This window comes from Bacillus sp. JJ634, assembly GCF_036962285.1.
GTDB classification, from domain to species: Bacteria; Bacillota; Bacilli; order Bacillales; family DSM-1321; genus Peribacillus; species Peribacillus asahii_A.
In genome coordinates this window covers 475-15,684 of sequence record NZ_JBALMU010000017.1, presented here as the reverse complement: position 1 = coordinate 15,684, position 15,210 = coordinate 475, and the positions used below count along the sequence as shown (strand labels likewise).

The 15,210-nt window shown below is 39.8% G+C and carries 16 protein-coding genes; 13 read left to right on the top strand and 3 right to left on the bottom strand.

What is annotated here, in order from left to right; genetic code table 11:
* Positions 1 to 188: 188 nt before the first annotated feature.
* Complete coding sequence (locus tag V7068_RS03330; protein WP_499711020.1) at positions 189 to 956, bottom strand: SH3 domain-containing protein; 768 nt, start codon at positions 954 to 956, stop codon at positions 189 to 191.
* Between the two features lie 151 nt (positions 957 to 1,107).
* On the opposite strand from V7068_RS03330, the gene V7068_RS03325 reads away from it, so the two are divergent.
* The 5 genes from V7068_RS03325 to clpB all read left to right on the top strand — a co-directional run bounded on the left by V7068_RS03325 (position 1,108) and on the right by clpB (position 6,796).
* Positions 1,108 to 2,160, top strand: coding sequence for an XdhC family protein (locus tag V7068_RS03325; RefSeq protein ID WP_499711018.1), 1,053 nt, complete (start codon positions 1,108 to 1,110; stop codon positions 2,158 to 2,160).
* Positions 2,153 to 2,767, top strand: coding sequence for a nucleotidyltransferase family protein (locus V7068_RS03320; RefSeq protein ID WP_499711016.1), 615 nt, complete (start codon positions 2,153 to 2,155; stop codon positions 2,765 to 2,767). Before V7068_RS03325 ends, V7068_RS03320 begins: the two co-directional genes overlap by 8 nt.
* An 81-nt stretch (positions 2,768 to 2,848) precedes the next feature.
* Positions 2,849 to 3,706 (top strand): hypothetical protein, encoded by an 858-nt coding sequence (locus V7068_RS03315; protein ID WP_499711014.1) that lies wholly within the window; start codon positions 2,849 to 2,851, stop codon positions 3,704 to 3,706.
* A gap of 80 nt (positions 3,707 to 3,786) precedes the next feature.
* Positions 3,787 to 3,966 (top strand): YjzC family protein, encoded by a 180-nt coding sequence (locus V7068_RS03310; protein WP_119118132.1) that lies wholly within the window; start codon positions 3,787 to 3,789, stop codon positions 3,964 to 3,966.
* A gap of 238 nt (positions 3,967 to 4,204) precedes the next feature.
* Complete coding sequence (gene clpB, locus V7068_RS03305; protein ID WP_499711012.1) at positions 4,205 to 6,796, top strand: ATP-dependent chaperone ClpB; 2,592 nt, start codon at positions 4,205 to 4,207, stop codon at positions 6,794 to 6,796.
* Between the two features lie 48 nt (positions 6,797 to 6,844).
* Here the strand turns inward: clpB and V7068_RS03300 are convergent, their stop codons facing one another.
* Entirely contained in the window at positions 6,845 to 7,033 is a 189-nt protein-coding gene (locus tag V7068_RS03300; protein WP_252289381.1) for a YjzD family protein, read from the bottom strand.
* Positions 7,034 to 7,264: 231 nt separating this feature from the next.
* On the opposite strand from V7068_RS03300, the gene V7068_RS03295 reads away from it, so the two are divergent.
* The 8 genes from V7068_RS03295 (at position 7,265) to V7068_RS03260 (ending at position 13,830) form a co-directional block, all read left to right on the top strand.
* Positions 7,265 to 7,984, top strand: coding sequence for a hydrolase (locus tag V7068_RS03295; RefSeq protein WP_499711010.1), 720 nt, complete (start codon positions 7,265 to 7,267; stop codon positions 7,982 to 7,984).
* A gap of 71 nt (positions 7,985 to 8,055) precedes the next feature.
* On the top strand, positions 8,056 to 8,868 hold the full coding sequence (locus tag V7068_RS03290) for an NAD-dependent epimerase/dehydratase family protein (RefSeq protein ID WP_499711008.1): 813 nt from the start codon (positions 8,056 to 8,058) through the stop codon (positions 8,866 to 8,868).
* Positions 8,869 to 8,942: 74 nt separating this feature from the next.
* The gene (locus V7068_RS03285) at positions 8,943 to 9,125 is read left to right on the top strand and encodes a ComZ family protein (protein ID WP_119118137.1); all 183 of its coding nucleotides are present in this window, start codon (positions 8,943 to 8,945) and stop codon (positions 9,123 to 9,125) included.
* Between the two features lie 189 nt (positions 9,126 to 9,314).
* The gene (locus V7068_RS03280; RefSeq protein WP_499711006.1) at positions 9,315 to 10,250 is read left to right on the top strand and encodes a beta-ketoacyl-ACP synthase III; all 936 of its coding nucleotides are present in this window, start codon (positions 9,315 to 9,317) and stop codon (positions 10,248 to 10,250) included.
* Positions 10,251 to 10,295: 45 nt separating this feature from the next.
* Positions 10,296 to 11,534, top strand: coding sequence for a beta-ketoacyl-ACP synthase II (gene fabF, locus V7068_RS03275; protein WP_499711004.1), 1,239 nt, complete (start codon positions 10,296 to 10,298; stop codon positions 11,532 to 11,534).
* Positions 11,535 to 11,904: 370 nt separating this feature from the next.
* A complete protein-coding gene (locus V7068_RS03270; protein WP_499711002.1) occupies positions 11,905 to 12,669 on the top strand; it encodes a DUF2268 domain-containing putative Zn-dependent protease in 765 nt (254 codons plus the stop codon).
* A 111-nt stretch (positions 12,670 to 12,780) separates the two neighbouring features.
* Complete coding sequence (locus V7068_RS03265; RefSeq protein WP_252289394.1) at positions 12,781 to 13,536, top strand: YjbA family protein; 756 nt, start codon at positions 12,781 to 12,783, stop codon at positions 13,534 to 13,536.
* Between the two features lie 141 nt (positions 13,537 to 13,677).
* On the top strand, positions 13,678 to 13,830 hold the full coding sequence (locus V7068_RS03260; protein WP_499711000.1) for a YfhD family protein: 153 nt from the start codon (positions 13,678 to 13,680) through the stop codon (positions 13,828 to 13,830).
* Between the two features lie 72 nt (positions 13,831 to 13,902).
* On the opposite strand, the gene trpS is transcribed toward V7068_RS03260, so the two are convergent.
* Positions 13,903 to 14,892, bottom strand: coding sequence for a tryptophan--tRNA ligase (gene trpS, locus V7068_RS03255; protein WP_252289398.1), 990 nt, complete (start codon positions 14,890 to 14,892; stop codon positions 13,903 to 13,905).
* Positions 14,893 to 15,210: the final 318 nt, after the last annotated feature.

Sequence of the window (15,210 nt, the reverse complement as noted above, 5' to 3'; positions counted from 1 at the left end):
ATGAAGGCCCAAAAAGAGAAATTCAGCGAGTAAAATGTCCTTCAACGGAGTAATGAAGGCCCAAAAAGAGAAATTCAGCTAGGGAAATGTCCTTCATCAGGGTAATAAAGGAGCGTGATTCAAAAAGACATACATGTGTCTCTTTGAATCACGCTCTCTTTAATTAGCATAAAATCATGCCAAATCCTCTATTTTTTCTTCAACTTATACAACTCCCCAGTCGTTTTTCCTTTGTAGGTCGTTTTGATTAGCCCGATGTTTTTAGCGTAATACATTTTTACACCTTCCTCAGCCGTTACTTCGACCACTTGTTTGAAAGTACCAGCATGCGTTTTAACCGTTTTATTCACGGCCGTAATTTTATACGTGTTTAGTACGTCGCCTTCATAGATGATTTTCCAAGAGTAACCTACTTTGACCGGATATTTAATGAGCGCGTTATGAGTGTGTGGATCATCGGGATGAACGGTATATAGTCCATCTTTTGTTTCCCTTAAATACCATTGATATGTTGTTTTGTCAGGCATTGTCGTTGTCCAGAGCAACCAGCCTTTTCCGAAGTATTCGTGAGTATATTTCTTGCCGTTGCTTTTTTCGGTGTACAAGCCGTCTTCATACTTATACACATAAATTTTATTTGGATCTTGTTGATAGCTAGCTTGCGTGGAGGTGAATTTTAAATACTTAGTCGCCACAAACGCTTTTTTCTTATTGTAGCGAATTTCAGACCAGCCGCTTTTCATTTTGGCATAAACGGTCACTTTGGCTCCTTTTTTCAGGGAACCGACCTTTTTGGATGAGGTTGATGGTTTTTCCCGAACATTTAATGTACCAGATTTAATATTAACTGTTGCAGTCAGTGTTTGTGCCGCTTCTGCTTGTTTGGATAGTGGGATATAGGCCGTAAAGATGAGGGCGAATGCGATCAGCCATTTTAATAGTTTGTTTGTCTTCATTATTTCCTCCTTATAGATTATTGAATTTATTTTACATAATTTACCATTATATAAGAATCCTCCTTTTGTTATGACTAAAAAATTGTATTCGTACATGTTTATGTAGTTTTTGAATAACTATGTAACAACATAGTCAATTAGGAGGGGAAGTATGTCACGGTTACAAGAGTTCAAGGAGTTGTTTCAACAAATGAAACAAGCATGGGAACGGAATGAGCAGGCCGCTCTTGCGATGCTGATTAGTGCGAACGGTTCTGCTTATAGACTTCCGGGGGCGAAAATGATGATGACAAGAGCTGGAGAGATGTTTGGCACCATCAGCGGGGGCTGTTTAGAAAGTGATTTATACGGATGGGCTGAACAGGCAATGGACCGGAAAACTCCACATGTGCAAACGTACAATTTAAGCGAGCAGGACATTTGGGGACTAGGAATCGGTTGCAAAGGAGTACTGAACATACTCATATTGCCGATTGAACGTGAGGATGGATTTTGGCTGAAAATAAATGAAGCTCTTGAAAGGAATCAAGCTTTCTCACTTGTGTTGGAGATTCCGACTGGAAGACGGTTAATCGTTCAAAAAGATGGAAAGAGGCTAGGGGATACAGCAAGTGTGCCAATTGAGGTAGTTGAACGGGCGAGAAGTGTCATGGAGAAGCAAACGCGTGCTGAAGTATTTGTGTATAAAGGCCATCCATATTGGATTGATGCCGTAAAACCTAGTGAATCGCTCATCGTCGCGGGTGCTGGACGAGATTCGATTCCGGTTGTGGAGCTTGCGACTAAAGCAGGCTTTGCGGTGACGGTATTAGACCCGCGTGAAGAGTTGAATAATTCTCGCTTTTTTCCTAGTGCTGCACATCATATCGTTAAACATTCTACAGCACTCTCCTCCAATGAACTGATGGATTGTTGGTGGGTCATTATGAATCATCATCAGCAGCATGATGAAGATGCCTTACAGCTTGCGCTTAACAGCCGTCCGCGCTTTGTCGGTGTGCTTGGACCGATGTCTCGAACGGAAGAAATGCTTTCCAACATTGGACGGAATTTTTCCAGTGGTCCGATTCGTTCCCCATTAGGCTTAGACTTAGGAGCGGAAACGATGGAGGAAGTGGCGATTAGTATTGTTTCTGAATTAATGGCTGTAAGAAGCGGGCAAAATCCAATGCCGCTTCACGGAAAGGTAAAAATTCATGAGTAAGATTGGAGCAGTTATCCTCGCTGCTGGTATGTCTAAACGAATGGGCAAGCCTAAACTTTTATTGCCATTGCACGGTACACCTCTTTTTCATTATGCGCTTAAAGCGTCTATTTATTATTCCTTAAGTCCAATCGTTTTAATTGCGGGCCCATATATAGAGGAAATGCGTAAGCTGCCTCATGAATTCCGTCAAATTGAAGTCCTATATAATCCAAACTACGCAACGGGAATGGCCTCTTCTTTAAAACTAGGTATGGAAGCGATGAAAGGCCGCGTCGATGCGGCGATTATTTTTTTAGCAGATCAGCCGTTTGTACCGGCTGAGGTTGCTCAAACGTTAATCGAACAATATAAGAAAACGAGAAAAGAAGGAGTTCGGATTGTACGCCCTGCTTATGAAGGGATAGTAGGTCATCCAATTTTGTTTGATGCCGAATTATTTTCAGCATTCGATTCTATAGAAGGAGATCAAGGGGGGAAAACAATTATTCAAGCACATCAGGATCGAATGAAAATCGTTTCTTTCGATTACTCTATGTGGGGGAGAGATGTGGATACTCCTGAAGACTTGATGCAAATGGAACTGTATTTGAAACAAAAGAAGTAACGGGGGAACAGTTTCCAAATATTAAAGGCTATTCAATTCATCATATCTTGAAATAATAAGGAAAAACATAGGAGAAGTGAAATGAGCAGCCAGAAAAATTACCTACTGTTATTGATTGTTTTCATGTTAACTTTCGCGTGTACTCCCTCCGTTTATGCGATGAAATGGGAAGACGAAGATACTCCAATTAGCTTTAAAATTGAAATGCTGCCTTGGGAAGAAGTGAATAAAATCATTCCTAATAAAGCGAAATTTACCATTATCGATGTTGAAACTGGACAAAAATTTAATGTTCAGCGAAGAGCAGGGAGCCAGCATGCCGATGTACAGCCATTAACGAGGAAAGATACTCGGATTATGAAGGAGATTTATCATAATCAATGGAGTTGGAAAAGAAGAGCGATTGTAATTGTCATAAAAGATCAAGTAATTGCGGCCTCGATGCATGGCATGCCGCATGGTGCTGGTGCTCTTGATAATGGTTTCTCGGGTCACTTTTGTGTTCATTTCTCAGGAAGTATCACACATCGTTTAAGAAATGAAGACCTTGCTCATAAATTAATGATTTTGAAAGCGGCCGGTAAGCTGGATGACTATACAGCGACGGTTAGTCCTTCCGAATTAATTGATATATTTGCTATGGCCGTCAATCAAGGAGATTCCAAAATATTAGCACAGACGGTATCAAATGCGCATCGTATGAAATATTTAAATAGAATTGTTAAAGATATCACATACTTGAACCTTTCGAAGGAGCGTCGTGAAGGTGAAGATGAGTTATTGCTCATTGATATACCAGCTCAGGTGGCTATTTATACGGAGAAGAGGGGCAAGGTAAAAGATACGATTCACTTTATTATTCGAAGAGAAGGCGTAACAGATCGCTGGTTTATTGACCAAGATGCTCTTTATCAGCAATTAGCTTCAATATTGGGTTAAACTCCTAAAATTAAAAGACATGATGAGTCGATTATCGGAAATAATAAAAATGCAACATATTAAAGAAAGAGGGGTTACGGATGGGACAAAATCGTCAGTTTAAACCAGGGCAAAAAGCTCCGAATAATGGAATATATGTCGAGATTGGTGAAACAGGAAGCACAGTGAACAACCCAAAACAAATCAAATTAGATGCCGGTGATTCTTTTCCTGAAACATCCAATCACAATCGAATTTGGACATATAAACGCAAACCATGAATACAAAATAGGGTGTGAAATCATGATGATTTCGTACCCTGTTTTTGTGTGAAAATCGATAAATGAAGAAAAGTCGTGGATAAACAGCCAATTTTCGTTGATAAATGGAAAAAGTCGTCGATAAATAAGGAAAAGTTGTCGATAATAATAATTCCAAACTTTACATAATCCATAAAGCTAGTATAATAAAAAATATAAAGGTCAAAGATGGTCAAATTCTTATTTGGGAGGGATTAGGATGGATCTAAATAAGATGACGGAAAGAACACAGCAAGCGTTAATACAAGGTCAGGAGTTAGCGAAAAAGCGCCGTAATCCTGAATTAACAGAGCTGCATGTACTGCACGCTTTAGCGGAGCAAGATGAAAGCATGCTGCTGCGCATATTATCGGGGTCCAGTGAGCCTTTTTCTACATTTGAGTCAGCGTTAGCGAAGGAATTGAATGGGCTGCCTGAAGTGGGCGGGACTGTGAGTCAAGTCTATATGTCGGCCTCTCTGCAGCAAATCTTAACGGCAGCCGAGCAAGAAATGGCTGCATGGGAAGATGAATATCTTTCGGTTGAGCATTTATTGTTAGCGATGTTGAAAGAAAATAAACCAAATGTGAAGCGGTTGTTTAACGCCTTTCAAATAGATTATCGTCAAGCAAAGGAAATCATTCAAGGAATAAGGGGGAACCAGCGCGTGACAAGTCAAAATCCTGAGAGCACATATGAAGTATTAAAGAAATACGGCCGCGATCTCGTTGCGGAAGTACGAAATGGCAAAATGGACCCTGTTATTGGTCGTGACGCTGAAATCCGGAATGTGATTCGTATTTTGTCTCGAAAAACGAAAAACAATCCTGTGTTAATTGGAGAACCGGGTGTAGGGAAAACAGCTATTGTCGAAGGGCTTGCCCAACGAATTGTGCGTAAAGACGTTCCAGAAGGATTAAAAGACAAAATTGTGTTTGCTCTTGATATGAGTGCGCTTGTAGCAGGTGCAAAATTCCGCGGTGAGTTTGAAGAGCGCTTAAAAGCAGTATTAAATGAAGTGAAAAAAAGCGAAGGAAATATTCTATTATTTATTGATGAACTGCATACGATTGTTGGAGCAGGACGCACAGACGGGGCTCTTGATGCAGGAAATATGTTAAAGCCTATGCTTGCGCGCGGAGAGCTGCATTGTATTGGCGCCACAACATTAGATGAGTACCGTCAATATATTGAGAAAGACCCAGCGCTTGAGCGACGTTTTCAACAAGTGCTTGTGCCTGAGCCAGATGTAGAAGATACGATTTCTATTTTACGAGGATTGAAGGAACGCTTTGAAGTCCATCATGGTGTGCGCATTCATGACCGAGCGCTTGTAGCTGCTTCTGTTCTGTCTAACCGTTATATTACCGAGCGTTTTTTACCAGATAAAGCAATTGACTTAGTTGATGAAGCTTGTGCGATGATTCGAATGGAAATTGACTCTATGCCATCAGAGCTTGATGAAATTACACGAAAAGTGATGCAGTTAGAAATTGAAGAAGCGGCGTTAAAAAATGAGTCAGATGAGCAAAGCCAAGCACGTCTTGAAGCGCTGCAAAAAGAGCTGTCTGAACTGCAAGATAAAGCGAATAGTATGAAAGCGAAATGGCAAATGGAAAAAGCTTCGCTGCAGCAAGTACAAGATATGCGCGAACAGCTTGAGAAGCTCCGCCGTGAATTAGAGCAAGCGGAAAATGACTATGACTTAAATCGTGCTGCTGAATTACGTCATGGAAAAATTCCTGAGCTTGAGAAGGAACTGGCCAAGCTTGAAGATGATGTTATAAAAGAAAAACAGGAGTCAAGGCTTCTTCGTGAAGAAGTAACAGAGGAAGAAATCGCAAGCATCGTCGCTCGTTGGACAGGTATCCCAGTCAGCAAGCTTGTCGAAGGAGAACGCGAGAAATTGCTGCGCTTATCACAAATTCTTCACGAGCGCGTTGTCGGACAAGAAGAAGCAGTCGACTTAGTATCGGATGCAGTATTACGAGCTAGAGCAGGTATTAAAGACCCAAACCGACCAATTGGTTCGTTCATTTTCCTTGGGCCAACAGGGGTAGGGAAAACCGAGCTTGTAAAAGCATTGGCAGAAACATTATTTGATAGTGAAGAGCATATGATTCGCATTGATATGTCGGAGTATATGGAAAAACATGCGGTTTCTCGCTTAATTGGAGCACCTCCAGGATATGTCGGTTTTGAGGAAGGCGGACAATTAACAGAAGCGATTCGCCGAAACCCGTATTCCGTTGTTCTATTAGATGAAATTGAAAAAGCTCATCCTGAAGTGTTTAATATTTTACTGCAGATGTTGGATGATGGCCGCATCACTGATTCACAAGGGAGAACGATTAACTGTAAAAATACCGTCATTATTATGACATCGAATATCGGCTCTCATTTCTTATTACAATCAGCGGCAGCAGATGGAGGATTAGAAGAGGAGATTAAAGACCAAGTATTTGCAGAATTGCGCGGTCATTTCCGTCCGGAATTTTTAAACCGAGTCGATGATATTGTTCTCTTTAAACCATTAACAAAAGCAGACCTTGTGAAAATTGTAGAGAAAATGATGAAGCAATTACAAAGTCGATTAGCGGAGCAAGGCTTTGCTTTACAATTAACAGAGACTGCGAAAGAACAGCTTGCGGAACAAGGCTATGATCCAGTATATGGAGCAAGACCATTAAAACGATTCATTCAAAAACATATCGAAACGAAAATTGCTCGTGAAATTATTGCGGGTACACTAGCTGGTCAATCAACGATTACGATTGATTTCGTTGACCAACAATTTACGTTACAGTCTTAACTATACAAAAAAGGTATCCGGATATAACATGGATACCTTTTTGTGTTCTTAATGATGACTCTTTTCCACAGGTTCGTTTGGAAGGATGCTTGCTACGATGATAACAAGAACTGTAACAATTACGCTTAAAATCGTTGCAACAGTAAAATCGTACGCAACTCCTGACATAGAAGAAACTACATATGTAGTCATATGAATTAACAAAAATGACCAAAAGAATGTCCACGTATAACTCATTGAATTTCACCTCACTCTAGTACAATCATTTTCATCTTATCATAATTAATATACAGTTAAAACGAGTTTTTTATAAGACTGTTAAAAAGTTGCGTGTATGGAGGGAGATGGGGAATAAAAATCGAATGTATTCTAATATAAATTTTTATGTAAATAGGCACCTCCCCCTTACATTTCTTATATGTTCACATACATTAATAGAAGTAATTTTCCTGCAAAGGAGTAGACAAAATGGAACAGCGAACTTTTCAAATTGATGACCAGTGGTGCATTGTTCATTACTCTGAACAGCCGAGCGGTTTTGCTATACTTATGATCGGTGATCGTGGTCATTTTGTTGAACAAGGAAGCAGCTTTTGGCTCCAGCACCCCGGGAGGTTACGTATTTTAGAACATTTGAAAGGCTATGGGTATACGTTATTTTCATCGAATTTTTACGGAGCTAATTGGGGAAGTATAAAGTCGGTTGAACTTGCGGCAAAGCTGTATCACAAGTTTCTAAAAAGTGAGATTGTCAACGATAAAATACACATATTAGCCGAAGGGACAGGAGCGCTTGTTGCTTTTGAATTAATGAAAAAGCTTGGTTCAAAAATTCGCTCGGTTGTGTTGATGAATCCATGTTTATCATTAAAATGGCAGTTGGAAAAAGAAAAAGAAAACAAATTGTTTTATAAGAAAGTATTATATGAAGTGGCAGAAGCGTTTGAAATTGATTATACAGAAAGTGAATCCTTTATAAATCATTCAGAAGCAATGCCGAGTTTAACATATACACCTGTACAGATTATTCATGTGTTAAATAGTTTTCAAAAAGGTCAATCTGCTCTTTATCGTCGATTGCAGCGATATAATAAAAATGTGCAGTTAGCCTATTTGCTTCCGGAGAAACGCTATAAAATTCCGTATATTATAAATAAGTTTTATAAAGAACATGAAACATATTTATAATATGAAAATATTCTCTCTGTCTGCCGCATACGATATAGGATACATGAGGGCAGGCGGGGAGGAGTTGAAATATGCAAACATCCGTTGTGATTGGGGCTTATCAGTTTGTTGGGTTTCATCTTACCAAGTACTTGCTTGACCGAGGAGAGGAAGTACTTGGTGTAGATTGGGAAGACGTGTCCGGAGAAAGTATAGAAGACAAGGAAATGGAAATAGGGAGAAATAGTAACTTCTTATATATACCGATACATAAGCTAAAGTATTTATCGCTGGAAAAGCAAAAGACCATTTATGTGTCTTGTTATGATTTAAGTAAAAGCAAACGAGACAATCAAGCTGAAATTATTGAGGTGATTGCGGCTTTTTTGAAAGACTTACACCTGAATAAGAAGTCACACATCATTATGCTTATGCCAATTGAAGAGGAGCGTTCGATGTATCAAGCTCTTTTGCAAAAAGCGGAGGAAATGTGTGCAGTTAAAGTAGTGTTTTTACCGACTGTTTATGGACCTTGGCAGCCAGAAACAATGAGTTTTGAAGCAGCGATTCGCAAGAAAGCGCCGTCGGAAGTAAAGAAGGCGATTGAAGCGGAGGATCGATTGGATGCTCTGTTTGTTGCCGATCTTCCAGAAGTGTTAGTTGAACTCGCATCTCGAGATGAAAAGAACATTCAAGTGCAAAGTGAAGCAAGCAATCAGTGGTTAGAGTGTGCTCAATTAGTATTAGAAGACGAATATACGGGCATATATAGGGAATGCTTAAGGAAGCAGCGAGGAATGATTTATACGATACAAAACAAAACAGCCCCAGCTGATGGAATAGCTATGCAGCAAAAGCATTTTCGGCGCTGGCAGCTGTTGAAAAAATGGCGAGAGCTTGAATAGCTCTTTTCTTTCAAATATAGAACGGCTAAAATGGATAATGAAAGAAAAGTGTCAAATGAGTAGGAGGAATTGAGATGAGTGAAGATAAAACGCTTGAATTTATGGCGATTGCGATGAAGTACTTCCCAGAAGCGAAAGCGCAGTTAGAGGCAAACGGCATTCCTTTTTCAATGGAAATGGCGGCTCCGTTTATGGATTTATTTAAAAAAGTCATGCAAGAAGCATATGAGCTAGGGAAAAGCGACGCTCAGCAGTAAGAAAATGAAGAGCTGTTCTAAAAGGGACAGCTTTTTTAGGTACATATCATATGCCCAAGATGGTTTTTATAGTAATCTTTAGATACCTTTTGCTTTTATTGTTGCATATCGGGCATTTTTTATATAAAATTAGTACCAGGTAATAATATTTGATATTAATTTTTTGAAAATTAATAAGGGGTTGGCATAATGAATGCTGGAATTATAGGAATTGGTCGTTATTTACCTGAAAAAATAGTAACGAACAGTGATTTGGAAAAAGTAATGGATACTTCTGATGAGTGGATTCGAACACGAACAGGAATTGAAGCAAGAAGAATAGCAAGTGATGATGTGAACACGTCGGATATGGCATATAAAGCAGCTGCAAAAGCAATTGAAAGCGCTGGCATTACTGCAGAAGATATTGATTTAATTCTCGTTTCAACGGTAACACCGGATCAATCTTTCCCATCCGTTGCCTGCATGATTCAAGAGCAGTTAGGTGCAAAAAAAGCAGCTGCGATGGATCTAAGCGCGGCTTGTGCTGGGTTTATGTATGGGGTAGTAACGGGAGAACAGTTTATTAAAAATGGTGTGTATAAACACGTCCTTATTGTCGGTGTTGAAAAGTTGTCTAAAATTACCAATTGGGAAGATCGAAATACAGCTGTTTTATTTGGCGATGGAGCCGGAGCTGTTGTTTTAGGTCCTGTATCAGAAGGCAGAGGGATTTTATCCTTTGAGCTAGGTGCTGATGGTTCAGGCGGCAAGTACTTATTACAAGAAGGCGACTTTATTGCGATGAATGGTCGCGAAGTATTTAAGTTTGCGGTTCGTCAAATGGGAGAGTCCAGCTTAAATGTACTAACAAAGGCTGGTTTAACTCGCGAAGATGTTGATTTACTAATCCCGCATCAAGCGAATATTCGTATTATGGAATCCGCTCGTGAACGATTAAATCTACCTGTGGAAAAGATGACGAAAACAATTCATAAATATGGAAATACTTCGGCTTCATCCATTCCAATTGCGATTGTGGAGGAGTTAGAAGCAGGTCGAATTAAAGATGATGATGTATTAGTCATGGTCGGATTTGGCGGCGGCTTAACATGGGGAGCCATTGCCTTAAGATGGGGTAAATAAAACAAATAACATGATCGTGAGGCTTGAAAGGAGTTAAGGGTTAGTATGACAAATCGTCGAGTAGTTGTGACTGGAATTGGTTCTTTATCTTCATTAGGAAATGATGCACATACAGCATGGGAAAATATTAAAGCAGGTAAGTCGGGTGTAGGCCCGTTAACTCGCTTAAATGCGGATGAATATCCGGTAAAAGTTGCTGCAGAAATTAAAGATTTTGATATTGAAACATACGTAGATCGAAAAGAAGCACGAAAAATGGATCGCTTCACACATTATGCAGTTGCTGCTGCATCTATGGCTGTTAAGGATGCAAAGCTTGATATTAATGAATCAAATGCCGACCGTGTTGGGGTATGGATTGGTTCAGGAATTGGCGGTCTTGAAACGTTAGAAATTCAACATGAAACGTTTTTAAAACGAGGCTATAAACGAGTAAGTCCATTCTTCGTACCTATGATGATTCCTGATATGGCTACAGGCCAAGTATCGATTTTATTAGGTGCAAAAGGAGTTAACTCTTGTACGGTAACAGCTTGTGCGACAGGTACGAATTCAATTGGGGATGCGTTTAAAGTGATTCAGCGCGGCGATGCGGATGTCATGATTTCAGGTGGAGCAGAAGCGCCGATTACGAAAATGTCCGTTGCAGGATTCTGTGCGAATACAGCACTTTCAACAAATCCAGATCCAAATACAGCAAGCAGACCATTTGATATCAACCGTGATGGATTTGTTATCGGTGAAGGAGCAGGAATTGTTGTTTTAGAAGAACTAGAGCACGCTCTAAAACGCGGTGCGAAAATTTACGCTGAAATTGCTGGATACGGTGCAACAGGTGATGCTTATCATATTACAGCTCCAGCTCCTGGCGGTGAAGGCGGGGCGCGTGCGATGAAGGCTGCGATTGCAGATGCAGGATTAGAACCTGCAGATATTCAATATATTAACGCACACGGAACAAGTACGCCATATAACGATAAATATGAAACGATGGCCATTAAAGAAGTATTCGGCGACTACGCATATAAACTAGCGGTTAGTTCAACAAAGTCGATGACTGGTCACTTACTAGGCGCAGCAGGTGGAATTGAAGCGATTTTCACGGTTCAAGCGATTCAAGAGGGAATTATCCCGCCAACGATTCATATTGAAACACCAGATCCAGAATGTGATTTAGACTATGTACCAAATGAGGCACGTAAGGCAGATATTCAAGCTGCTATCAGTAACTCATTAGGTTTTGGCGGACATAACGCAACGATTTTATTTAAGAAATATCAATAAGAAAAGCGGAGATGCCTTGGTCAGCTCGTGAAGAAAATAGGGATTGACCCGGAAGGCGCTCTTTGCCTTTCGAGGGCAATCATCTTTTTCACAGCGAGCTAGGCATCGGAGCTAGACACCAAAATATGTCGGAAATTTTATACTTTCTTATTTTTTTAAAGATACATGAGGCTGTCTCGAGGTTGAGACAGCCTTTATTTTGCTTTGTAAATAGATTATCCCGCCAATTCGTTACATAATCCCGCCAATTTTGCGGAAAAACCCGCCAATTCGTTATATAATCCCGCTAATTTCATGAAAAAACCCGCCAATTCACTTACTAGCAGCTACACGCATAAAATGACATACCTAAATGTGTGAGGTGAAGGATATGGGAATCATTCAAACAGATGAATGGATGGCTTCGGAGTTTGACCGCCCGTTAACGATGATGAACAACCTAGATATCATCGATGTCAAACCGGAACAACTGTATCGTCATTTACAAGCAAATGGAATGTACACACCAAATGAGAAAGCGAGAAAAGTCTATCATCATTTAATGAAGCAAGACGTCTGGACAAAAGCTAGGCAGTTATTTACTAGGTATAATGAGTTGTGGAATGGTCCTGATGTTCCCGTTTATATTTTTCCGCTGCAGGCACCGGGTTTTTTGCAAAAGGCAAAGGAAGCGAAGTCCGGCCTTGCGTTTCAACATGCCGTATTTCTTTTTTTAGATAGTCATATTACCGATCAAGAGCTAGAAGCAGTGTTGATTCATGAATATCATCATGTTTGCCGCTTGCATCGTACTAAGAAAGAAGCGAAGGACTATACGCTGTTAGATGCGATGGTTATGGAGGGGTTAGCAGAAAGAACGGTCGCCAAATATTTAGGAAGTAAATATTTAGCCCATTGGACTGCGTTATATCCTCAGTCCGACTATAAACGATTATGGAATCGGTATATAGAAGGGAAGTTGAACATTAATCGTTCCAATCCTCTGCACGATTCGATTATGCTTGGAAAAAAGGGGTATCCGCAGATGATTGGGTATTGGACGGGATATCAGCTTGTTAAACATGCTTCTCCATTGTCCGTTCGCCAATCGCTCGTTATTTCTGCAGAAGATATTTTAAAGAAACAAGTGCTATAGCCTAGTTTTTTCATCCAGTTTTGGAAAATTCCTTATTACCAATAGGAATAAATTTCATGCATTTTGCCTATACTGATGGACAAACAGAATTTTGTAAGTGAGGGATAGAATATGCTATATCTTCATGATGTATGGGTGAATTGGTTTGAAGGAGAAGAAAATGGCTATAATGTTTGTCATTTTCATGAATGGAGAAAAGACGATGGAATTGAGCTTTTAGATCAAGTCCCGCTTTTGAAAGTCTCCGCCTCTATGTTTCATTACATAGAAAATGACTTATCAGAGTTACCGAAATCTTTGCTCGATGATGTATATCAAAAAGCATATGCTAGAAAAAATCATGAACGAATTCAGTTAGAGTACTGCTTTGTTGTGACAGACGGCAACGGAATATTAGCAGTCGACACGATTGGATATCATATTCCGATTCGTAAAAGCCGCCTGATTCCACGCCAAGAACAAATTGTCTATGAGATGGTTGAAAACCATGAAGCATCCGATTATACATTTACTGAAAAACCGACATCTGAGAAGGAATATCATATTTTGTCGCCAGCGCCTTCATTTATGAATGGATTAACGCGAAAAGAGCGTCAATTAAAACAATTATTGTTCATGGCAATGGATCAATTATTTAATGCGAAGAATGTAGCTGAAATTCGTTATTGGTATACGGAGTGGGCTCCAGAAAAGTATGCGATGATTCAAGAATTAAACTTTGATTTAGCATGGCTTCAGCTATATGAAGAAATTAAAGAAGGATGGTCCGATAAACATTTGCAGCTTTGTGAAAACTTAGTAAAAGGACAGCCATTCTTCGAGAAGTTATGGGAAATGGAAGTTGGAGACAGTCCATCGATGCTATAAAAAACAGTGCCAGGTCAGTCTGGCGCTGTTTTTTACGCTGAATGGAAAGGATTTTCTATAAAAACTGCTCGTGTAAAGGAGATAGAAACGTGATTCCTAGCCATACTAAGAAAGATTAAAATTCCGTTAGGAGGCAATAGTATGGGAAGAGCAGATACTCCAGCAACATCCAGTAAGAAACGTTCATTACCTCAAACTCCGAAGAACTTAAAAATAGCGCCGGACTGTGTGGACGAAGAGTTCGCTCGGGAGCTCGGTGAAATTCCAAAAATAAGACCTACAAGACCTAAGTGAAGCCTTTCCTTAGTGTTAAAAAAACCCACGAACAATTTTTTCGTGGGTTTTCTGCATGCAACGAGACTTGTCTTATTTTCTTTTTCGACCAAGTCCCATGCCATTATACATTTTCTTAAGCATTTTATTTGCTTCTCTGTTTGCTTTCTCAGCACCGCGATCCAAAATTTCATCCAGCTCTTCTGAGTCAATTAAGCTGTAGAAACGTTCTTGAATCGGAACAAGTTCAGCAAGAACAACTTGAGCTAAATCGCTTTTGAAGTCGCCGTAGCCTTTGCCTTCGTACATCGCTTCAATTTCATCGTAACTTTTGCCGCTGAAGATAGAGTAAATCGCCATTAAGTTAGAGACACCTGGCTTATTCTCTTTATCATAGCGAACAATTCCTTCAGAATCAGTGACAGCGCTTTTAATATTCTTCTCGATTTGCTTTGGATCATCTAAGATGGCAATCGTCGACTTTTTATTCGGATCTGATTTACTCATTTTCTTAGTCGGCTCTTGCAGCGACATAATACGCGCTCCTGCTTTTGGTAAGCTGATTTCAGGAATTTTGAAGATGTCATTATATTTTTTATTAAATCGTTCAGCTAAATCACGAGTTAACTCAATATGCTGCTTCTGATCTTCACCTACAGGAACAAGGTCTGTATTGTACAGAAGAATGTCACCAACCATTAATGGCGGGTAAGTAAGAAGGGCAGCTAAAACGCTTTCTTTTCCTTGTGATTTGTCTTTAAATTGTGTCATTCTTTCTAATTCTCCAATGGTTGAAACACATTGGAAAATCCATCCTGCTTGTGCGTGGGCAGGAACTTCAGATTGAATGAAAATCGTCGCTTTTTCTGGATCTAAACCGACCGCTAAGTATAGTGCCGCAAGTGTTTTAATGTTTTTTCGTAACTCTAAACGATCTTGGGGAACGGTAATAGCGTGTTGGTCAACAATACAGAAAAAACAGTCGTATTCATTTTGTAATTCTACAAATTGCTTCATTGCTCCGAGATAATTTCCTAGTGTCACAGAGCCAGATGGCTGAATGCCGGAGAAAATCCTTTTCAAGTACTAGTCACTCCTCTAATTAAACGTCAATAATAAATTCTGCTTCTACTTTATTATTGTAGAGATAAATGGCTGATGAATCCAGCTTTTTGCGAAAAAAACGTTTGCTTAATAAGAGAAGGGCTATTCAGTTTCTTAGGATAGGCTTTGTTTAACAATTATTCTATTACTTTTTTGCCGTTTTCAAAGTGTGTTAAAGGACAAAATCCAGGAGTCCAGGAAGGGAAATGTCTTTTATCTGGGTTATGAAGGACAAAGTCTGGGAGTCCAGGCAGGGAAAAGTCCTTCATCTGGGTCATGAAGGACAAAGTCTGGGAG